The 20,438-nt window shown below is 37.7% G+C and carries 19 protein-coding genes; 2 read left to right on the forward strand and 17 right to left on the reverse strand.

Going from position 1 to position 20,438, the window contains the following annotated elements:
* Positions 1-7: 7 nt before the first annotated feature.
* The 5 genes from sucA to LJC66_RS15445 form a co-directional block, all read right to left on the reverse strand.
* A complete protein-coding gene (gene sucA, locus LJC66_RS15425; protein WP_195696665.1) occupies positions 8-2,869 on the reverse strand; it encodes a 2-oxoglutarate dehydrogenase E1 component in 2,862 nt (953 codons plus the stop codon).
* A 362-nt stretch (positions 2,870-3,231) separates the two neighbouring features.
* Positions 3,232-3,819 carry a PadR family transcriptional regulator gene (locus LJC66_RS15430; RefSeq protein WP_230932950.1) on the reverse strand — a complete coding sequence of 196 codons (588 nt, stop codon included), beginning with the start codon at positions 3,817-3,819 and terminating at the stop codon, positions 3,232-3,234.
* A 66-nt stretch (positions 3,820-3,885) separates the two neighbouring features.
* On the reverse strand, positions 3,886-5,430 hold the full coding sequence (locus LJC66_RS15435) for an MDR family MFS transporter (RefSeq protein ID WP_230932951.1): 1,545 nt from the start codon (positions 5,428-5,430) through the stop codon (positions 3,886-3,888).
* Positions 5,431-5,568: 138 nt separating this feature from the next.
* Positions 5,569-6,015: an OsmC family protein gene (locus LJC66_RS15440; protein ID WP_050689767.1), complete on the reverse strand. Its 447-nt coding sequence runs from the start codon at positions 6,013-6,015 to the stop codon at positions 5,569-5,571.
* A gap of 122 nt (positions 6,016-6,137) precedes the next feature.
* Positions 6,138-7,034 carry an NAD-dependent epimerase/dehydratase family protein gene (locus tag LJC66_RS15445; protein ID WP_195696662.1) on the reverse strand — a complete coding sequence of 299 codons (897 nt, stop codon included), beginning with the start codon at positions 7,032-7,034 and terminating at the stop codon, positions 6,138-6,140.
* Between the two features lie 165 nt (positions 7,035-7,199).
* Here LJC66_RS15445 and LJC66_RS15450 point away from each other — a divergent pair, with 165 nt between their 5' ends.
* Positions 7,200-8,420 (forward strand): DUF418 domain-containing protein, encoded by a 1,221-nt coding sequence (locus LJC66_RS15450; RefSeq protein ID WP_230932952.1) that lies wholly within the window; start codon positions 7,200-7,202, stop codon positions 8,418-8,420.
* A gap of 41 nt (positions 8,421-8,461) precedes the next feature.
* Here LJC66_RS15450 and LJC66_RS15455 read toward each other — a convergent pair whose 3' ends face one another.
* The 3 genes from LJC66_RS15455 to LJC66_RS15465 form a co-directional block, all read right to left on the reverse strand.
* Entirely contained in the window at positions 8,462-8,920 is a 459-nt protein-coding gene (locus LJC66_RS15455; RefSeq protein WP_050689770.1) for a hypothetical protein, read from the reverse strand.
* A 324-nt stretch (positions 8,921-9,244) separates the two neighbouring features.
* Positions 9,245-9,535: a hypothetical protein gene (locus tag LJC66_RS15460; protein ID WP_013057601.1), complete on the reverse strand. Its 291-nt coding sequence runs from the start codon at positions 9,533-9,535 to the stop codon at positions 9,245-9,247.
* Positions 9,536-9,628: 93 nt separating this feature from the next.
* Positions 9,629-10,117 carry a GyrI-like domain-containing protein gene (locus LJC66_RS15465; RefSeq protein ID WP_195696659.1) on the reverse strand — a complete coding sequence of 163 codons (489 nt, stop codon included), beginning with the start codon at positions 10,115-10,117 and terminating at the stop codon, positions 9,629-9,631.
* 221 nt (positions 10,118-10,338) lie between these two features.
* Between LJC66_RS15465 and LJC66_RS15470 the strand changes: the two genes are divergently transcribed.
* Positions 10,339-10,626, forward strand: a complete 288-nt coding sequence (locus LJC66_RS15470; RefSeq protein WP_028409073.1) for a hypothetical protein — start codon at positions 10,339-10,341, stop codon at positions 10,624-10,626.
* Between the two features lie 29 nt (positions 10,627-10,655).
* On the opposite strand, the gene LJC66_RS15475 is transcribed toward LJC66_RS15470, so the two are convergent.
* The 9 genes from LJC66_RS15475 to LJC66_RS15515 all read right to left on the reverse strand — a co-directional run bounded on the left by LJC66_RS15475 (position 10,656) and on the right by LJC66_RS15515 (position 20,316).
* A complete protein-coding gene (locus tag LJC66_RS15475; protein WP_075420842.1) occupies positions 10,656-11,753 on the reverse strand; it encodes an acyltransferase in 1,098 nt (365 codons plus the stop codon).
* A gap of 218 nt (positions 11,754-11,971) precedes the next feature.
* On the reverse strand, positions 11,972-12,652 hold the full coding sequence (locus LJC66_RS15480; RefSeq protein WP_230932953.1) for a hypothetical protein: 681 nt from the start codon (positions 12,650-12,652) through the stop codon (positions 11,972-11,974).
* 528 nt (positions 12,653-13,180) lie between these two features.
* Positions 13,181-13,888: an ABC transporter ATP-binding protein gene (locus tag LJC66_RS15485; protein ID WP_042992066.1), complete on the reverse strand. Its 708-nt coding sequence runs from the start codon at positions 13,886-13,888 to the stop codon at positions 13,181-13,183.
* Positions 13,885-14,682, reverse strand: coding sequence for an ABC transporter ATP-binding protein (locus tag LJC66_RS15490; RefSeq protein ID WP_115654233.1), 798 nt, complete (start codon positions 14,680-14,682; stop codon positions 13,885-13,887). The genes LJC66_RS15485 and LJC66_RS15490 overlap by 4 nt, the downstream gene beginning before the upstream one ends.
* A gap of 12 nt (positions 14,683-14,694) precedes the next feature.
* Positions 14,695-15,981: a branched-chain amino acid ABC transporter permease gene (locus LJC66_RS15495; protein WP_230932954.1), complete on the reverse strand. Its 1,287-nt coding sequence runs from the start codon at positions 15,979-15,981 to the stop codon at positions 14,695-14,697.
* A gap of 9 nt (positions 15,982-15,990) precedes the next feature.
* Complete coding sequence (locus LJC66_RS15500) at positions 15,991-16,977, reverse strand: branched-chain amino acid ABC transporter permease (protein ID WP_014459527.1); 987 nt, start codon at positions 16,975-16,977, stop codon at positions 15,991-15,993.
* An 81-nt stretch (positions 16,978-17,058) separates the two neighbouring features.
* Positions 17,059-18,234, reverse strand: coding sequence for a branched-chain amino acid ABC transporter substrate-binding protein (locus tag LJC66_RS15505; protein WP_230932955.1), 1,176 nt, complete (start codon positions 18,232-18,234; stop codon positions 17,059-17,061).
* A 478-nt stretch (positions 18,235-18,712) separates the two neighbouring features.
* Positions 18,713-19,075 (reverse strand): P-II family nitrogen regulator, encoded by a 363-nt coding sequence (locus LJC66_RS15510; protein ID WP_195696653.1) that lies wholly within the window; start codon positions 19,073-19,075, stop codon positions 18,713-18,715.
* Positions 19,076-19,089: 14 nt separating this feature from the next.
* Positions 19,090-20,316 (reverse strand): ammonium transporter, encoded by a 1,227-nt coding sequence (locus LJC66_RS15515; RefSeq protein WP_013057612.1) that lies wholly within the window; start codon positions 20,314-20,316, stop codon positions 19,090-19,092.
* Positions 20,317-20,438 lie beyond the last annotated feature (122 nt).

The raw sequence follows: 20,438 nt of genomic DNA on the forward strand, positions 1-20,438 counted from the left end.
CCCTTCCTTATCGTGTAACAACGTCGTTAGCAATTTCATTTTTAGTTAATGCATCTTGTAAAATACGTTCTTGTTCTTGTCTGTGAACTGTTGGATCTCCTTCAGCTGGACTTGAGCGTCTTGTGCGGCCGATGTAGTCAACCGTAGCGCATTCTGGTGCTACTTCACGCAGTCGATCTTCTACATAGTTCCATGCGCCCATGTTTTCCGGCTCTTCTTGTAACCAGACAATTTCTTTTAAATTTTTATAGCGAGCAAAGATTTCAGCAATTACGCGTCTTGGGAACGGATAAATTTGTTCTAGACGAAGGACGTGTAGCCAATCTTTATCATCTTCTGCTTTGTTCAAGCGTTCCGTTAATTCACTGCTGATTTTTCCGCTGCACAGAACGATTCGTTCAACTGCATCTTCTTTTTTGCCTAGTCCAGGCTGTTCTACTACTAAGCGGAAAGAGCCTTTTGTAAACTCTTCAAGGTTTGACACACTAAAAGCATTGCGAAGCAAACTTTTTGGTGTCATAACTACTAGCGGTCTTACTTCTTCGCGCTGTAAAATGGCAGCTTGTCGTCGAAGTAAGTGAAAATATTGTGCAGCGCTTGTTACGTTTGCAATTGTCCAGTTGTTTTCTCCAGCTAGCTGTAAATAACGTTCTAGACGAGCGCTTGAGTGTTCTGGCCCTTGACCTTCATGGCCGTGTGGTAGCAATAAGACCATTCCAGATTTTTGTCCCCACTTAGCGCGGCCTGCTGCAATAAACTGGTCAATAATAACTTGACCTGCATTGGCAAAGTCACCGAACTGTGCTTCCCAAAGAACAAGCGTTTCAGGAGCAAATACATTATAGCCGTATTCAAATCCAAGAACGGATCCTTCAGATAATGGACTGTTACGAATATCAAAGGAAGCGCTTACGTTCTTCATTGCGTGTAGTGGTGAGTAAACATCCCCTGTCTTATGATCATGAAGAACAAGATGTCTATGTGCAAACGTACCACGCTCAGAGTCCTGGCCTGTAATACGAATTGGCGTGCCGTCTCTTAAAATCGTAGCAAATGCAAATGCTTCACCCAATGACCAATCTACGCTTTCATTTTCTTCAAACGCTTTGGCACGTTTAGATAAGATGCGATCAAGTTTTGGAAATACGTTAAATCCTTCAGGATATTTCACTAGCTCTTGATTCACTTCAAACAGCTCTTCTTTTGTAACAGATGTATCAATGTCTGAAATTCCTTTGAAGACTGCTTGTGGCATTTCCATAATTCTATGTTGCTTTTCAGCTTTTGGCGGTACTTTCTCATAAGCTGCTTTTAACTTTGCTTGTAACTCTTCATTAATTTGATCTGCTTGGCCGCTTTGAATCACGTTTTGTTCTTCAAGCTGCTTTGCATACATAGCACGAACGGTTGGACGTTTTGTCACAATTTCATACATCTTCGGCTGCGTTACAGACGGTTCATCCATTTCATTGTGGCCAAATCGACGGTATCCAATTAAATCAATCAAGAAATCTTTGTTAAAGCGTCTGCGATACTCATAAGCAAAATAAGCAGCAGCTAAACAGGCTTCCGGATCATCCGCATTTACGTGAACAATTGGAATTTCAAACCCTTTGGCTAAATCACTTGCATATTTCGTTGAACGAGAATCGACGCTTTCTGTTGTAAATCCAATCATGTTGTTAGCAATAATGTGGATTGTTCCACCTGTTTGATAACCAGTCAATTGATTTAAGTTCAGTGTTTCTTGTACAATACCTTCACCAGGGAACGCAGCATCTCCGTGAATTAAAATCGCGAACGATTTTTTTACATCTTGTTTTGGGTATCCATTCACATCACGCTCATCTTGAGCCGCTCTTGTAAACCCTTCCACAACAGGATTAACAAACTCCAAGTGACTAGGGTTGCTAGCCAATGTCAAACGAGCTCGAACTGTGTTCTCTGCTTTAATTTGTTTGTCGGCACCCAGGTGATATTTTACGTCCCCCGTCCAGCCGTAGTTGATACCGATTGAACCTTCTGAAGGAACTAATTCCTTGTTAGGTGCATGCTGGAATTCTGCAAAAATCATTTCATACGGCTTGCCTAATACGTGTGCCAATACATTTAAGCGTCCACGATGAGCCATACCGATATTAACCGTTTTTGGGCTTGTTTCCACTGAGCGTGCAATCAGTTCATCTACAAGTGGAATTAACATATCTACGCCTTCAATAGAAAAGCGTTTTTGTCCGACAAATGTACGGTGTAAAAATTGTTCAAAGCCTTCTACTTCTGTTAAACGCTTTAATACAGAAGTTCTTTTCTCATTTGAAAGAGGTTGGAAAATAGCACCTGACTCGACCATATCAGTCAGCCACTTATTCTCTTCCATGTTATGTACGTGATGGAATTCAAACGCAATGGTTTTTGTGTAGACATCTGTTAAATAGTTAATTGCGTCTAAACCATTTTTGACGTGTGATGGCGCATTCGTACATAAAATATCAACCGGAATTGATTTTAAATCTTCTTGCGTTAAATTGTAATCTTCCAAGTGAAGCAAGACAGGATCTTTCTTCTCGCTTTCAAGAGGCTTAATTGATGCGTATAGATGACCATAAGCACGGATGTTTTCCGCTAGCTTAATAGCCGATGCAATTTTAGATGTGTTAGCTGAAGGTGCAGCCTGTGCGTATTCAGCTTGCTGAACCTGCTCACTTTCGTTTAATGGAGGAGCACCCCAATAATCAAATAATTCTTTTAACTCTGGATCTACTAGATCTGACTGCTCTTCATATAACTCATACTGTTCTAATACATAGCCATAGTTCGGACCCAAAAATCCTTGCCAAGGCTCCCCTCTATTCGACGTTTCGTTACCCATGATAAAACCCCCAACGAGTTATAATAATTGTCGTACTCAACAATCTTTCCATTTTGAATGTCGATTACCTTATCGTCTGACATCTTTACAACGAGTGATAAATCTCACTGCGTGTGTATCTGATATCTGCTTATATTTTACCACTCTTTTACTCGTCAATCAAAATGAAATCGCTATATTTCTTTAATTTTTTTTACTTTTTTAATAGTCTTACTACTTTTTGAAAGCGTTTTATAAGTAAAGCTGATTAAAGGTCGAATCAAGTGTTAATTAATTGTTATTGACCTAGCTTTTGACAAAATTAAATTGCTTGAAATATATTTTATGACTATTAAAAAAAGAAGCAGCGTTTTGCTTCTTTTTTAAAACTCATCTATGATTTTTTCAACGTCTTCAAAATAACCATCATCTACTTCTGTAAGCTTGCTGCTTTTCGCCGCTTCGAGTAAATGAGTGAACCAAGTTAGTTCTACTTTCAAATGCATAATCGTGCGCATAATGATCGACAGATTTGCAATGGAATGATCCACCTTTTTAATTTGGTACAAATTTTGCATTTTTTCTAAATAAGCAGCCGTTTCCTCAATCTTTTTTTCTAAAGCAGAAGCCACTTGTCCTTGATCGACGTAAGAAGTAAATGAAAGCGCAGCATAAACTGGTCTATGCATATGCTCTTTTTTTAACAGCTGTTCAAAATAAAGGCGCTCAAATTCTTCTTTTCCTGCATCCGTGATAGAATAAACGGTCTTTTCAGGTCTGTTCGTCTCTCGAATCACATCGACTACTTTTACCAACTGATCTTTTTCGAGCGTATCAAAGGCATAATATAAAGAGCCGCTTGCAAGTTTAATATAGTGCTTCATTTGTCTTTCATTAATGGTTTGCTGAATTTCATAAGGGTGCTTATTTCCTTCCATTAATAAGCCCAGTATGACTAATTTAACACTCATAACACCTTTCACCTCTTGACATGCATCTTATTTAGTAAAAAAAGCACGAACATCTTCGCGCTTTTTCTATTTTTGAGCTGCAGGTTCCTTAGCTTCTACCCGCTTTTTAGGGGGAACTTCCACTCGTTCACTTCCCATTAAAAAGACAGTAATGATAGCTACTGCAATTGGAATAAGAGCAAGCATAAATGCATACGTGATCGATGTAGACATAGCATCAACAATCTTATCTAATATTTGAGGTGGAATGCTGTTTCGGGCACTTGATTGAAAAACTGCACTCGGATCTCCTATTTGAGGAAATGCTCCTTGTGATCCATTTCCCATACCTTGAAAATTGCGCTGCAGCTCATTTGTAAATGTATTGCTTTGAATCGTTCCAAAAATCGTAACTCCCAGCGTCATTCCTAAAGAACGCGCAAATGAGTTCGTTGAGTTGGCAGAACCTCTAAACTGTGGATCCAGCTTATGCGTTGACGAAGTTGGTAAAAGAGAAAAGCTAAATCCTACGCCAAACCCAGTCAAAATCATAAATACCGTCAGCATCCAACGAGGTGTATCAGGTTCCATTGTTCCTAATAAAAACATTCCTACTGCAAATGAAAAAACGGACATAATCATTAAGTTTCGAAAACTTGTTTTTGTTAGAAAAATCCCGCCGATAGCACTTCCTGCTACCGAGCCTAACATCATCGGAGTTAAAATTAAACCTGCATTTGTAGCAGAACCTCCATAGACAGCTTGAACAAAAATAGGAATAAATACCGTTAAAATAATAAACGTTGCTCCGTATAAGAAAGCGAGAATTTGTGATGTTGCAAATAAACGGCGTTTGAACATCCAAAACGAAATAATTGGTTCTTGCGCGCGTTTTTCCACAAAAAAGAAGAGTGATAGCGCCACAGCAAAGATAGCAAAAAGAGATAAAATTTGCGGAGAAGACCACTCGTACTCTTTTCCTCCAAGTTCAAGAGCAAACATTAAACTGACTACTGAAATTACAAGAGTGGCTGCACCAGCCCAGTCAATTTTTTGGTTTTTATGACTTGTTGATTCTTTATAAAAGCGCACAATAAAAAATAACGATAAAAGTCCAATCGGCACGTTCACATAAAACACCCAGTGCCAGCTGATGTATTCCGTAATGTATGCACCAAGAAGCGGACCAAAAACGCTTGCTGAGCCAAAAACGGCACCTAATAATCCCGTCATTTTCCCGCGTTTCTCGGGAGGGAAAATATCAAATACAATGGTAAAAGCAATCGGAAGAAGCGCTCCTCCTCCAATTCCTTGAATCGCCCGGTAAATACTTAGCTGCACAATGCTTTGCGCTAGGCCACACAATGCAGAGCCAAGTAAAAATACCGTCAATCCAAAAATAAAAAACCGTTTACGGCCGTACATATCGGATAGTTTACCAAATATCGGCATACCCGCCATCACGGCAACCATATAGGCAGACGTCACCCAAACAAACTTATCTAACCCGCCTAGATCAGAAATGATTTTCCCCATAGCCGTCGCTACGATGGTATTATCCATGGCTGACATAAAAATACCGAGCAGCAATCCTGCTACGATAAAACGAATATTTTTTTCTGATGAAACCATTTCAGTTCCTCCTTTCGCGTCATCTTTTTGATGAACAGAAATGATAGCTACTTAAATTATTATATTCAAATTTGAGTATTTTACAATCTTAAATGTGCTTTTTTTAGCAATAAACATAAGAAAAGCGTAATGGGTCCATTACGCTTTTACTGTGAGCTGAGGCTCTAATTCAATCTCAACATTTCCTTGAATGGCTCTTGAAATCATACAAGATGTTTCTGCTTTTTTTATAAGTCGATTGATTTTTTCTTCTTGAGCCGCAAATTCAGATGTGATGATAACATGAGGTTTATGAATAATTTTTTCGTATGTGAATACGCCGTTCGTCACGTCCACAATAGCTTCTGATTCCATCGTTAAACCCTCCTGACGGATTCCGCTTCTTTCGAACATCGCTGCAAGCGTGATGATGTAGCAAGTGGCTGCTGCCCCTAGCAGCATTTCATCTGGATTTGTTCCCACCCCTGGCCCGTCCATTTCTGGTGGAATAGAAATTTTTGTTTTTAATTGTCCTGATTCAATTGTACCTACTTCATTTCGGCCTCCTGGCCAATTTGCTTGCAAATGAAAGTGATGTTTTGCCATAGTTTATCCTTCTTTCTTCTATATAATGATGTGTACCTAGCGTACCCTTTTTATATATAAAATAAAAATGTTCTGCTTGTCACAGCAAAAAGACTGCTAAACGGCGCAGTCTTTGTTTTTTCTTAACTTAAAGGTACTTTCTTTTCGCTTTCAACGAAAGCTTTGATTAATGATGGCAGCCAGTCCCGCAGGTTTGTAAATGAATATCCCCAAAAGCTAGCCTTTTCATTGCTCATCGTCCAAGAATGATCTACTCCGTAAGGAGAACTATTTTCATCTGTTAAACGAGAGGTTGTTTTTGCGGTTTTATTCGCTGCTTGTTCAATATATGAAAATAAATTTTTGAGTGAAATAGTACCATTTGAACAAGCGTTAATCGGTCCTTTTAGCTTCTGTTCTGCACACCAGACTAAAAATTCACCGGCTTCTTCCTGTGAAATGAAGTTCATTTCTGCTTCAATAGCCGGTACACCAATTTCTTCTTCATGCATAATTTTTTCTACGTGAAAACGTAAACGATCCGTATAATCATCTTTTCCCATTACAATTGGAAAACGGACAGCCGTTACCGAAAACGGTGCTTTTTGAAAGAATACAGCCTCCGCTTGGCGCTTTCCTTCTTGGTAGGAAATATTTTCACGACGTGTATATGAAATAGGATACTTGTATGGGTCAAAATCTTCTTCATAACACGTTTTTTCTAAAGAACCGTATACTGAAAGAGTCGAGGTGAGTACATAGTGACTCGTACTATGACGAAAAGCTTCAACAGCCACAGCTGCGCCGTGTGAAGAATAGCATATTTGATCGAAGATAACATCCCATTTTCTTCCTCGTGTTGTTTCGATTACAGAATCTTTTTCTACACGATCAAGAAAAATCCGTTCAACTCGGTTGCCGAAATCATCTGGTGTTTTACCTCGCGTCGCTAACGTAACCTTAACTCCTTTAGAGAGCAATGTCTGGACTAAATTTTTCCCAAAAAAACGAGTTCCACCTAACACAAGTGCTGTTTTCATCCTTTTCTCCACCTTTCGTATTTGATATGGATAACCATACCATTATTATCCAACTTTTTTGTTCATAAAGCTATGAATCTTTCCGCTTATTTTTTTATATTCCCACCTATTTTTTCGCCACTGTCGTGTTAAGATGTACATATCTAACAAAAAGGAGCGACAGTGATGAAGCCTTCTCCACTTCCCCTTAACGAACGCCTTGTTGTTCTTGATATTATTCGGGGTATTGCTTTGCTAGGCATTTTCTTAGTAAATATCCCTGCTTTTGCTTATCCGATATTTATTTTTCAGCTGTACGATATTCCTTATGAATATAAAGGAATCGATGCTTATATTGATTTATTCTTGCTGCTGTTTGTTCAAGGAAAGTTTTTTACGATTTTCTCTTTTTTATTTGGACTTGGATGCGGAATCTTTTTGCGTAGAGCTGAAGAAAAGCATTACTTTGCCGCTGCTTTATGGTCCAGAAGAATGGCTTCTTTGCTATTAATCGGACTTTTTCATCTTGTCTTTTTCTGGTATGGAGACATTTTGCATGTGTATGCTATTAGCGGTTTTTTATTGTTGTTTTTTTATAATCGAAAAACCAAGACGATTTTGCTGTGGGCAATAGGCCTGCTATGCTTTTTTTATCTTTTGGCTTGCATGCAGTTTTTTATTCCAGCCCACGTCTTGCAGGAGGCTCAGTTGGAGTATAAGGTTTTACAAGAACATGCCTTAGTCCAATATTTATCCACCTACAGGCAAGCAGACTATTTATCTTGGCTGTTTTATCGTTTGAATGTTGAAGTGGTACCTATGCTATTAAATCTATCGTTTTCTATCTTTCCCGTATTTTCTATGTTTTTATTTGGCTTATATACTGCTAAAAAAGAATTAGTACATAGTATCGAACAAAATCGTTCTTTTTTTAAGAAAATTCAGTTAATAACAGGCGCAGCAGGTTTTACTTTAACTATTATTCTTGCTATCTTAAAACTAGAAATTTTAAAATATGGACTCTATCAGCAGGCGGCCATTCACCTTTTTACAAGTTTGAGCGGCATTTTTCTATGTTTTTTTTATCTTACCACCTTACTGTTATTCCTGCAATTTTCTCCTTACGCTTCGATGCTGGGTCTTTTTAAGTATAGTGGAACAATGGCATTAACAACTTACCTTAGCCAAACTTTAATTTGCCTGTGGATGGTTAGAGCCTTTGGTTTATACGGAACTCTTACCTTAACAGAAAGCACGATTATTTGTCTCATTATATATACACTCCAGCTTTTTTTTAATAAGTGGTGGCTTTATTATTTCTATTACGGCCCGTTTGAATGGTTATGGCGGAGCTTTACATACCGATCTTTCCCGCCTCTCAGACGGAATAGAAAAGCTTCAGCTTAACAGCAAATCGGCCTTCAAATTTGAAAGCCGATTTGTCTCCTTTACTGCAAAGGCGGTATGGTTATTCGTTTAATTCCATTTGTTTCAAACTCTCGTATATACTCCATTTCTCGATGAAAAATTTGCATAAAAACTTCATTTTTTATTTCTTTAATGGGTCCTATTTGTTCTATCACATCTCGTTTAGCCATGCGATAGGCTAGCGCTTCCCAAAACACTTCGTTATCGTATTCTCCAATAATATCTTGAAGAGAATCTTCATGTTCTTCTGTAAACATAACCTCACTGTTTAGCGTGTGAAAAGGTCCTTTTTCAAGGAAAGGCTCTGCATGAGAAAACATTTGTTTTTCTACATCCGTATATTCTTGTGCATGCTCATCTTCCACTCCAGAACATGCCGTGACCATCCAGTTACCTAAATAAATTAAATCCAGCAGTTGAAAAAAATGCGTTTCAGATAGTTGAAGTTCAATATCGTTTTTTACAGGAGCTTTTGACATAAGCGCGGATCTCTCCTTTAATTTTGAGGGTAGTTGCTACTAAATAAAATAGCTAAAAGGGTTAGTATGCAGGCTAGCAGGAAAACTGAAGAAATGGCTTCACCTCTTTTCTGTAGTGTGAAAATAGAGGTACTGACATCCAAAGAAGTGAATACGAAGGGTGTAAACTTATCATAATCGAAATAAAGACAAGATACAAGACTTTTTTACTAAATTTTATGACTATTTTCGTCATAAATACCTATTTTTGTTTTGTTTATACTAGAAAGGTCCGAACATTGCGTGCGGAGCTGCCCAAAATAAAAAAGCGCTGAATCAGGCGCTTTAACGGTGTAAAAAAATAGATAAACCAATAAAAAAAGCAGCTAAAATAAAATCAAAAATCCATTGCCACTTTTCACGTTTTAACAATACGTGCTCTACTCCTGATAACAGCGAACTTATACTAACCAAAACAAAAATAAAGCTTAATTGGTTAAACGAAAATTTAGTGACAAAATTTGATACAAGTATGACTGCTACGGTGATGAACAGTGCCATTTGACTTATAAGTACCCATTTAATTCTCTGTTTATATCCGTCTTTTAAAGCTTGTAATAAATCGTTGCTGATCACTCTCGCTAAACCCCTTTTGTATTCCTATCGTCAAAAGTAAGAACGCAGCAAAAAACGCTTCTCTGCATCTTAACTACTTAGCAAAACTAGCTATTAAATTGAAACATAAATATCGACTTGACTGTACTCAGGATCAATACAGCGTTCATCATATAATTCAAAATCCATTTTATAGGCACGATGATTTTTTTTAGCCCACTCGCGAATATAAGCCCAAGCCTCTACGACTACCTGTCTAGCTGGCCCAACAGCTGTTGTAAACACCATGTATTCACCTTCTGGGATGATGAACTCTCTCATATCATCTTTCAGTTCGCCCCCGGGTAAAACTTCATATCCGAGAGCAAATGTAAAATCCATTTTTTGATTGTATTCAAATTCTGTATAAAGAGCAAATGTATTGCCATTTACTTTATTGGCGATTTTATTAGCTAACTGTTGTTTATAAAAAGTCTGCCAGTGCTCAGGAATAAGACCTGTGCCCGTTTCTTCCACAGGTTCATCTGTTCGAATAGGCACTCCTACAACAGTAAATTCATTTACCTTGACTACTTTTTGACTTACAACTAAGTCAGTCAACATATTGAGCCCCCTTAATTCTTCTTTTTCTGTAGTTACAATGAGGGAAATACTTCTTAATATGCATTTTATTTGTATTCAAAGAAAACGTCAACCTTTTGTGCAAATCCCTTAACGAAGGGGCTGAAGATCATTCTTCTAAGCTATAAAAAAACGATTCTATTTTCCTTGTACACATCATACGTATAAGATACCCCTAATTTACAATAGAGTGAGGTAAAAAAATGAAGATCATTGAACTTGCCGAATTCATTAAAACAAGTAAAAAAACAACTAAACTTGCTCTTTCCTCTTCTACAGTACAGTATACATTAGAAACAGATGATTTGAAAATTGAATTAAAAACAGGCGGCACGAATAAGCGAATCGTGTTTTTTCGCATCTTCTTAAAAGGAACATACAAGGATTGGATTTGTTATCACCGGAACGAACATCATATTTACGAATTGTATCAAAATATTTCTTTATCCCCTCAACTGCAAAAGCAGCTTTTGTACGCTATTGCATCATAAAAAGAGCTGGCTTAGTTAGCCAGCTCTTTTTATTTATGCTGTAGCTTTGTAAATGAATGTTTATGCGGCTTCACATGTAATTTTCCCTTTGTCCATTGAATCCCTCTATATAAATAGTACGAGCACCAAAAAACTGCTGGAACGATAAGTACGTAGGCAACGACACTATTTGTAAAGAAAGAAGAATCTATAGAACGAAGCAATCGATAGGTCTCATTTAATATACATATATGCACGACATAAATGCCAACTGAATTTTTCCCAACCTTTGAAAAGAATGAGTTTTTGCCAAGGCTTGGACTGCTCAATACGAATAAAAACAATGATGCCGATAAAAAAATTGTAGAAATAAAATAGTCTCCGGGCTTGCTGTGCTGGATATTAACCAACCAGTAACGCTCGACGATCTCTAATGCTGAAAACACAAAAAAGCTGGCTAAATAAATCATTGGCCTTACGTTTAATACTGACAGAATTTGCTTACCATAAAGGGCAAACATAGCTCCTAGTACTGTATAGAACAAACCAAAGAACAGGGCATCTCTCGTTTGAAAAGAAAGTGGAAAAAATAAAGAATAAGACTGCCCAAATAACCCAGTTACATATAATACGGTGCTGATAAGCATTAATAAGCCAATCTTTTTCCATCGTTGAAATAAGAACACAATGACAACAGCCCAAATTAATGCAATCAAGTACCAAAGCTGAAATCCACTTGTGTCACTTCCATAATAAAAGATATCTTTGAATGTGATGGATGATGTTAAATAATCAGCTACTGCACCTTTTCGTTCTGCTAATGTTCCGTGGTTTTGAAATAAGCGCAGAACTACACCAAACAATAAATAAAAGACGAACCAACATGCATAAAGTTTTGAAATATTCCACGTGTATTTTTTTAAGTATGCAGAAGGCTTTGGATGTTTTTGAATTTTATTCATAAACAAGTAACCTGATACAATAAAGAAAAAAGGAACCGCGAATCGTGCAAATGTGTCAACAATGACATCTAGCACATTTTCCTGGTTCCCTAAAAAGAAATCGTCATGTGATGGATTAACATGGATACAAACCACAAACACTGTAGCAAAAAACTTAATAAAATCAATTGAATAATTACGTTCCATCTTGTTGTCAGCTCCTTAAAATAAACTCGAGCTCTATTTTAGCATAATTATCCAAACGAAAAAGAGATTTTGGTAAAATTAACCTTATAGTCATGGAAAAAATTTCTTAACTTCCAATATTCTAGTCTTGTTTACTTGTATGATGTCTTTCAATATTCCAAATAAATGATTCTAAAGAACTACAAAACAAAAAAAACAGATTACGCGTAACCTGTTTTTTAAATTAACATTTTCCATGCAAACTTATTATCTTGTTTAATATCGACTTCTTTTTCATGCAAAGCTTGCACATGCTGTTTAATTTGTTTGAGAAACAGCATTACTTCTCCGCTTGATACTGCAGCTGAGTTGAGAGATAACGAATGTTTTTTCGCAATTTTTAATTCCTCGGTTTCCACTGAAATGCTCACGTGGCGAAATAAGTGCCAAGGGTAGTAAACTGTTTTAAAAGATTTTGAGAAATAAATCCCTTTAGAACAAATGGTAATCCCCTCGGTTTTTTGAAGAGGATATGTATTTAAATGAGCTACAATTTTTTCTTTAGCAGGTAAATAGAGCCTGTTTCGCATCTCTTTTTCAACTTCTTCACATAGCTGTCCTTCTACCGACAACACATCTTTTGGATCAGGGGTTTGATGAATTTGAAAAGATGAACAAATAGAAGTTAATTCTTTTGAGGACACACACGGATATATATAGTCTTGACACATATATTCATGGGAATGAGTGCGAATAAATTTCTTGATTTTTTTTAATAGAGATACTAGCTTTCTAGCTGAGTAATCGTTTTGATTGACTTGAAACTTCTCCACGTCATTAAAACAAATCATTTCTTCTCTTCGAATGGTAATGGATTGAATGTTAGCGAACTCTTCCCATAACATTTTTCCTTTTTTCATCCCTCTGCTTTTCCAGTAAATCCCCTTATTTGTAAAGCAAACTCCCCTTTTATCTAGGCCTGCTATAAAAGAGCTGTGTAAATACGCAATTATTTTTTCTTGGGGCTGAAACTGAAAGTATTTGCTAGCCATTTTTTTGTAGAAACTAGGTATTTGCATTACATAAAATTGACTTTCTCTATAGATTAAGCATAAGTCAGTCAAATAATTAGTTTTCAGCGTCGCCACGCTCTCACTTCCTTTTTGAGTGTAAATAACCGTACCCATTTTTTTCTATTACTTTATAAACGTTTTTTAATGAAAAAAGTTTCAACTTTTTTTGTTTTTTATAAAAAAGCTTTAAATTGAAGCATTCCTTTCATCTAGGAGGTTATCTAATTACTCACTTATTCAATAATCTTATTTTAAACGTTCCCTACTTAATTAAGGAACTAAACCAGATAATAGTAATGCTTACCTGCTTTATCCAAATCATCCATTGTGAACAAAAACAAACCGCAGCGTTAAAACGCGATGCGGTTTGTTTTTTTAAGCTAAATAAGCTTCTTTTATTTTTTCATTATGAATTAATTCCGGTCCTTTCCCTTGCAGAATAATTTCGCCCGTTTGAATCACATAGCCTCGGTGCGCGATTTGCAGCGCTTGATAAGCGTTTTGTTCAACGAGTAAAATGGTCATTCCGCTTTTATTTAATTCCATAATGATTTCAAATATCTGTTCTACAATGATAGGAGCAAGCCCCATAGAAGGTTCATCTAGCATAAGCATGGAAGGGTTCATCATAAGCGCTCGCCCGATAGCTAGCATTTGCTGTTCACCGCCGCTCATCGTTCCTCCTTTTTGAGTCAACCTTTCTTTTAACCTTGGAAAATACGTGAATACTCTAGCCATATTTTCTTCTATTACTTTTTTATTAGAAAGTGAGAATGCTCCGATCGTTAAATTTTCTTTTACCGTCATCTTAGGAAAAATCTTTCTTCCTTCTGGTACGTGAGCTATTCCTAGCCGGGCCGTTTGGTGAGGAGGGAATTTCGTGATGTGGGTGCCTTTATACACGATACTACCTGCATTGACAGGAGCTTGACCGCTAATGGACTTTAGTGTGGTAGATTTACCGGCTCCATTGCTTCCGATAAGAGTCACAATTTCTCCTTCTTCTACATCAATCGTTATTCCTTTAAGCGCTTGGATTCCTCCGTAAAAGGTGTCAACTTCAGTTAACTTTAGTAGAGTCATGTGCTTTTCTCCTTTCTCTCTATCTCCTCTGCCGCTCCTTTTCCTAAATAGGCTTCGATCACTTTCGGGTGCGTACGGATATGTTCAGCGTTTCCTTCTGCAATTTTTATTCCATGATCTAATACAATAATATGATCAGAAATTTCCATGACGAGCTTCATGTCATGCTCAATTAATAAAATAGTTATTTCCCGGTCTTTTCGTATCGTGTGAATAAGATCCGTCAGCTCTTTTGTTTCACGCGGATTCATACCAGCAGCCGGTTCGTCTAATAATAACAGTGAGGGTCTAGTAGCTAACGCTCTGGCAATTTCGAGTCGGCGCTGCGCTCCATATGATAAGTTATTGGCTACTTCGTTATATAAAGCTTCTAGCCCAACGTATTCTAACAGCTTATACGCTTCTTTTTTAGCTGCTTTTTCCGCTCTTCTTGCTCGAGGTAAATTCAACAGCGTTTCAAAAGTGGTTGCTTTCAAATGATTGTGCATCCCAACTAACACATTTTCTAAAACCGTTATATTACTAAACAACCTGATGTTTTGAAATGTCCGAGAAATCCCTTGTTTTGATACGCTGTGAGGCTTTAGCCCTGTTATGGATTGACCATTTAACATAATATCACCTGAGGTTGGCTGATAAACACCTGTCACCATATTAAAAAACGTGGTCTTTCCAGCGCCGTTTGGTCCTATTACAGCTGTTATTGAATTTTTTTGAATATCCATTGTTACGTCTTGATTGGCAACTAAACCGCCAAAGGTCTTGGTTACATTTTTCACTTCTAAAATAGACAATTTCTTTCACCTCTATAGATTGACGTTTTTCTTAGCCGCTGAAATCACAGGCTGTATTTCTTCTTCAGCTTCTTCTTTCAGCTCTTTCAAATCGAACGTAGGCTGTTTAGCAGGAAGCAACCCCTGAGACCTGTATAGAGCAAATAGAATAAGAAGTCCGCCAAAAATAAATCGCTGCATTTTAGCTGGCGAAAGTGCATCTGGTATAGAGATAACCCCGTTTAAACTCAGTTGATTAAACCAATCAGTGAGCTCCGTCAATACTTGAAGATTAAGAATGGTTACAACCGCCGCTCCAAGTATGACGCCTGGAACGCTCCCCATTCCTCCTAAAATAACCATCACTAAAATCGTAATTGATTCTAACAGGGTAAAGCTGGTTGGATCGACAAACGTTTGCTTAGCGGCAAAAACAACTCCCATCATCCCTGAAAAAGAGGCACCGATAGCAAACGCAAGCAGCTTTGTTCTGACAAGGTGAATTCCCATCGCTTGAGCTGCAATTTCATTTTCACGAACCGCTTTCCACGATCGTCCTACTTTAGAATATTCAAATCGCCGTACAATAAAAATAACCGCAGCTAAGATGACTAATACTACATAATAAAACTGACTTGGATATACTAAGTTAATCCCAAAAATAGAAGGCGGCGTCACGGAGGACAGCCCCATTGCCCCGTTTGTAATATTGATTGGTTTATCCAAATTGTTAAACACAATTCGAATAATTTCCCCGAATCCAAGCGTAACGATAGCAAGATAGTCTCCTTTTACGCGCAGCACAGGTATACCAAGCAAAACTCCAAATAAAGCGGCTATTAGGCACCCTGCAATAATAAAAAACCAAAAGCTTTCTCCTGATAATGGGTACGTACCAAAAGGCATAAAATTAGCAGCTTGATTGGTCGCAAAAATTCCATACGTGTAAGCCCCAACTGCAAAGAAAGCAACAAATCCCAAATCCAATAATCCGGCTAACCCCACTACAATGTTCAACCCAAGTGCCATAGCAATATAGATGCCTACTAGTGTAGATACTTCCATATAGGATTCATAAGCAGGGCCTTGGCTAGCTGAAAAAGGGAGCAGCACAATTAAAATGACACCTGCTATTAGCCATTTTAATTTAGTAGAAAGAGACATAAAATACAGAAGTAATAATGAAAATAAAAGAAGTAAAAATGCGACAACGGACTTTTGGGCAAGCATTAAACTACCGCTTGTTGCAATTACATATATAAAAAATAGAATGATTTGCGCCTTTTTGTTTCCTTCAAGCCTACTCATTATTTTTTTCATCTTCATCACCTACACTTTTTCTGTAACGGCTTTTCCAAATAAGCCTTCTGGTTTAAAAATCAACACCAAAATCAAAATGGCAAATGCAAATACATCTTTATACTCTGCTCCTAAAACATTGCCGGTAATTGTTGATAAATTCGCAGCTGCAAACATTTCAAGAATGCCGAGCATTAGGCCTCCAAACATTGCGCCTCGTATATTGCCTATACCTCCTAAAACAGCTGCTGTAAAAGCCTTTAATCCCAATATGAACCCAATGTAAGGATCAATTGTTCCGTAATGAAGCGCAAATAACACACCGGTCGCGCCTCCTAGAGCCGAACCAATAAAGAAAGTAAGAGAAATAACTTTGTTTACATTAATGGACATTAATGAAGCTGTATCAGGATCTTGAGCTACAGCTCTCATTGCCATTCCCCATTTGGTCCGATTGACGAAAATTTCAAGTCCGATCATTAAGCAAAAAGCAACAAGTAACACTACGATAAACGTTACTTTAAATGTAGCATCATCAAATGATGATGAAAGAGAAGAAGCACTAACCGATACTTTTCCTGAAAATAAAGCAGGGGTATTAACAATATAGTTACCATTCTTAAGTTCCGTAATGAAGCGCACAAAATCCTGTAATAGAAACGACATTCCGATAGCTGTAATAAGTGTAATTAGTTTAGAAGACTTGCGCAGGGGGCGGTAAGCTACTCTTTCAATTCCCATACCAAGAAACCCAGTCGCAACGCTCGTAATAAGAAGAACTAAAATTAACGTCACAACAGCCGGAAAAGCTGCAATCCAACCTACGCCTGTTAACCCTATTAAAATAGCGGTTCCGATAAAGGCGCCTGACATAAAGATTTCGCCGTGTGCAAAATTGATGAGTTCTAAAATGCCATATACCATCGTATAACCTAGGGCAATAATTGCATATACAGCTCCTAATGTTAGTCCGTCAATTAACACTTGCGGCAGCGTTTGTATAATATGAGCAAACATATAACCTCGTCCCTTTCGTCCTATAAAATCGATTTTAAGAAAAGAAAGGTACGGAACATCCATACCTTTCTTTTCTAAGGTTTACTGTGAGATTTCTCCTTCTAATTTAGCTGGGTACGAAGGAGCGTCAAACTTATAGATAAAGATTTTAGCGTATTTATTGTCTCCTTTCTCATCAAATCCTACCTGTGTAAGTTCTCCTTTGTATTCTTTAATACCGCGTACGGCGTCACGTACTGCTTCATGAGAAGGAAGCTTTTTATCATTGTCTTCAATTGCTTTTTGAATACCTTGAAGCATAACTTTCATGGAATCATACCCGTATACAGAATATGACTCTACTTTTTTATTGAATTTCTTCTCATAATCTTTAGCAAATTGCGTCTTGGAAGCATCGCCTGCTACTGACGTAAGATACGTATCTTTTACAGCATCTCCAGCAATATCAACCAAAGTTGATGAGTCTAAGCCATCCCCTCCCATAAACTTAGCGGTAATTCCTTTGTCACGAGCTTGTTTAATTAAAAGTCCGCCTTCTGCATAAAGACCACCAAAATAAACGAGATCCGGCTTTTCTTTAGAGACTTGATTTAACACGCCGTTAAAATCTTTTTCTCCAACCGTAATTCCTTCAAATCCAACAATTTTTGCTCCTTCTTTTTCAGCTGCTGTTTTAAAAGCATCTGCAAGCCCTTGTCCGTAAGCAGTTTTATCTTGAATGACAAAAATATTTTTTGCTTTTAACTCTTTAACAGCATATTCAGCTCCTGCAGGCCCTTGGAAGTCATCGCGCGCTACAATGCGGTTAACCGTTTTTAACTTTCGGTCTGTTACGTCCGTTGCTGTACTTGCAGGAGAAATCATTGGAATTGAATATTTCTCATACGTTTCAGATGAAGGAATGGTAACCCCTGAATTTAAATGTCCTATCACTCCATAGACGGCTTTATCGGATCCGATTAACTGAGCGTTCGCTACGCCTTTTTTAGGATCGCCCTGATCGTCATACGGTACAAGCTGAAGTTTATATCCTAATTTTTTAAACGTGTCTTTTTCTTCATCAAGAGCTAGCTGAGCTCCCAGTTTGATTGCTTCACCTAATGTCGCACTACCTCCTGACAAAGGGCTTTGCGTAGCAATTTTAATAACATTGCTGCCTTTATCTTCTCCCGATGTACTGTTGCTCCCACAGCCAGCTACAAACCCTACCGATAAGACCGTTGTTGCTAAAATAGATAACATTTTTTTACTTAGCATGTAGTAATCGTTATAAAACGCTTAATAGCGGCCAGTCTTTTATAACGATTTTCCCTCCCTTTGTTCGCGTCTAGAACGCTTTTTATCTTTGCAACAAATGTCATTTCTGAAAACGGTGAAACAGCTTGCTGTTTATGTACATCTTTTTTCACATCCTTTCATAATAGATTTGCTCTCATATATAAAGAGAAACTAAAAATAGTAAAAATATAGTTATTTTTTACTATTATAAAAGGATAAACAGCAGTATTTCACCAAACTTGTCAGTAATAATGACACATATTTTTATAATTTTCTTAATTTTATAAAAATAATTTTAATTATATTCACTTATTTTTTGCGATATACTTTTTGGCTATATATATAACAAAAAAGCATGTCACCGTAAGGAAACATGCCGTGTAACTATTCAACCTAAAAAAAAGGTGCATAGTATGCACCTTTTATATGACCCTTTGTTTTCTCTTTCTCCCTAAGTTTAACTATTATTTCGTAATGCCTGTGATCCATCTTCCCCCGTTCGGATCTTAATCGCATTTTTTAATTCATAGATAAATATTTTCCCATCTCCAGGCTGACCTGTATTTAGTACTTTTCTTGCTTTATCAACAACGTCAGATACCGGAACTTCGCACACCACAATTTCTACTTTAATTCGTGCGTGCATATTGTCTTGTTTTTTAACGCCTCTATAAAGCTCCGTAATGCCTTTTTGCAACCCGCACCCCAGTGCATCCGTAACTGTAATACCGCTAACGCCGATTTTCGCCAGTTCTTGCTTAAGCTCTTCAAACTTTGAAGGGCGTGTAATAATTTCAATTTTTGTTAAAACATCACTCACTGTGCCCACCCCTTTTACATATTCGATTCGTGATACGCTCTTTCACCGTGCAGCGTAATATCAAGCCCAAGCGTTTCTTCTTCTTGTGTCGCACGCAGAGATACGATTAATCCAACCACTTTAACGATAATGAAGGTAGCAATACCGACAAATAGGTATGTTGCTACGATAGCCACCAGCTGTTTCCAAAGTAGACTTGGATCTCCGTAGAATAAACCATTCGCACCGGCGTCATTTACAGAAGTTGTGGCAAATAAACCTGTTGCAATACCTCCCCACGTTCCTCCAATACCGTGAAGACCAAATGCATCTAACGCATCGTCGTAACCGATTTTCTTTTTAAGTGAGAAGATACCCCAGAAACAAACTGCACCGCCGATAAAACCAATTACAATAGAGGCAAACGGTGTAACGAATCCACAAGCTGGTGTAATAGCTACAAGTCCAGCAATCGCTCCCGAAACGGCTCCAAGCAGCGTAGGTTTTTTATTGATAATCCACTCTACTACAAGCCAGCCGATAATTCCTGTTGCTGCCGCTGTATTCGTGTTAATAAAAGCCGTCATTGCAACGCTGTTAATAGTTAAAGAACTTCCAACGTTAAAACCAAACCAACCGAACCAAATCAGCATTCCGCCTAAAAGAGTTAACGGTAAATTGTGAGGTGCTGCGGCATCGGCATTTTTTCGTTTTCCAACAACAAGAGCTAGAATTAATCCTGCTACACCTGACGAAATGTGAACGACGTTTCCTCCGGCAAAGTCAATAGCTCCTAGTTCGCGAAGCCATCCGCCAACTCCCCAAACCCAGTGTGCAACTGGTGCATATACAAATAATGACCATAGGATAGCAAATAAGATAAATGCTGAAAACTTCATGCGCTCTGCAAAAGCCCCAGAGATAATAGCTACTGTTAGTACAGCAAATGTCAGCTGAAACATCATAAACATATTATGCGGGATCGTAGCACTGTAGTCCCCGTTTGGAGTGAATCCGACTCCTTTTAATCCTACCCAGTCCAAGTTACCAATAAAAGCATTGCCACCGGTCGAAAAAGCTAACGAATAGCCTGCTACTATCCAAAGAACGGATATAACAGCTAAGGAACCTACGCTATACATCGCGGTACTTAACATGTTTTTACTTCGAACCATGCCCCCGTAAAACAATGCAATAGCTGGTGTCATAATCCAAACCAATAATGCTGAAAAAAACATAAATACTGAATCGCCCATTTGCATGATGATTTCCCCCTTAAGTACGAATAAATAACCCCTAAATTTAATGTTAGATTATATAACATCTCTTGTTATGTTTACTATCATATTTGATTTATATGTATTTAGCAACTACTTTTTGCAAA

It is taken from the genome of Priestia sp. TSO9, from assembly GCF_021029645.1.
Taxonomy (GTDB): domain Bacteria; phylum Bacillota; class Bacilli; order Bacillales; family Bacillaceae_H; genus Priestia; species Priestia megaterium_E.

Excerpts from the sequence above, each read along its gene's own strand:
- sucA (WP_195696665.1), bottom strand. The coding sequence starts at position 2,869 with ATGGGTAACGAAACGTCGAATAGAGGGGAGCCTTGGCAAGGATTTTTG.
- LJC66_RS15430 (WP_230932950.1), bottom strand. The coding sequence starts at position 3,819 with ATGAGTGTTAAATTAGTCATACTGGGCTTATTAATGGAAGGAAATAAG.
- LJC66_RS15435 (WP_230932951.1), bottom strand. The coding sequence starts at position 5,430 with ATGGTTTCATCAGAAAAAAATATTCGTTTTATCGTAGCAGGATTGCTG.
- LJC66_RS15440 (WP_050689767.1), bottom strand. The coding sequence starts at position 6,015 with ATGGCAAAACATCACTTTCATTTGCAAGCAAATTGGCCAGGAGGCCGA.
- LJC66_RS15445 (WP_195696662.1), bottom strand. The coding sequence starts at position 7,034 with ATGAAAACAGCACTTGTGTTAGGTGGAACTCGTTTTTTTGGGAAAAAT.
- LJC66_RS15450 (WP_230932952.1), top strand. The coding sequence starts at position 7,200 with ATGAAGCCTTCTCCACTTCCCCTTAACGAACGCCTTGTTGTTCTTGAT.
- LJC66_RS15455 (WP_050689770.1), bottom strand. The coding sequence starts at position 8,920 with ATGTCAAAAGCTCCTGTAAAAAACGATATTGAACTTCAACTATCTGAA.
- LJC66_RS15465 (WP_195696659.1), bottom strand. The coding sequence starts at position 10,117 with ATGTTGACTGACTTAGTTGTAAGTCAAAAAGTAGTCAAGGTAAATGAA.
- LJC66_RS15470 (WP_028409073.1), top strand. The coding sequence starts at position 10,339 with ATGAAGATCATTGAACTTGCCGAATTCATTAAAACAAGTAAAAAAACA.
- LJC66_RS15475 (WP_075420842.1), bottom strand. The coding sequence starts at position 11,753 with ATGGAACGTAATTATTCAATTGATTTTATTAAGTTTTTTGCTACAGTG.
- LJC66_RS15480 (WP_230932953.1), bottom strand. The coding sequence starts at position 12,652 with ATGAAAAAAGGAAAAATGTTATGGGAAGAGTTCGCTAACATTCAATCC.
- LJC66_RS15485 (WP_042992066.1), bottom strand. The coding sequence starts at position 13,888 with ATGACTCTACTAAAGTTAACTGAAGTTGACACCTTTTACGGAGGAATC.
- LJC66_RS15495 (WP_230932954.1), bottom strand. The coding sequence starts at position 15,981 with ATGAAAAAAATAATGAGTAGGCTTGAAGGAAACAAAAAGGCGCAAATC.
- LJC66_RS15500 (WP_014459527.1), bottom strand. The coding sequence starts at position 16,977 with ATGTTTGCTCATATTATACAAACGCTGCCGCAAGTGTTAATTGACGGA.
- LJC66_RS15505 (WP_230932955.1), bottom strand. The coding sequence starts at position 18,234 with ATGCTAAGTAAAAAAATGTTATCTATTTTAGCAACAACGGTCTTATCG.
- LJC66_RS15515 (WP_013057612.1), bottom strand. The coding sequence starts at position 20,316 with ATGCAAATGGGCGATTCAGTATTTATGTTTTTTTCAGCATTATTGGTT.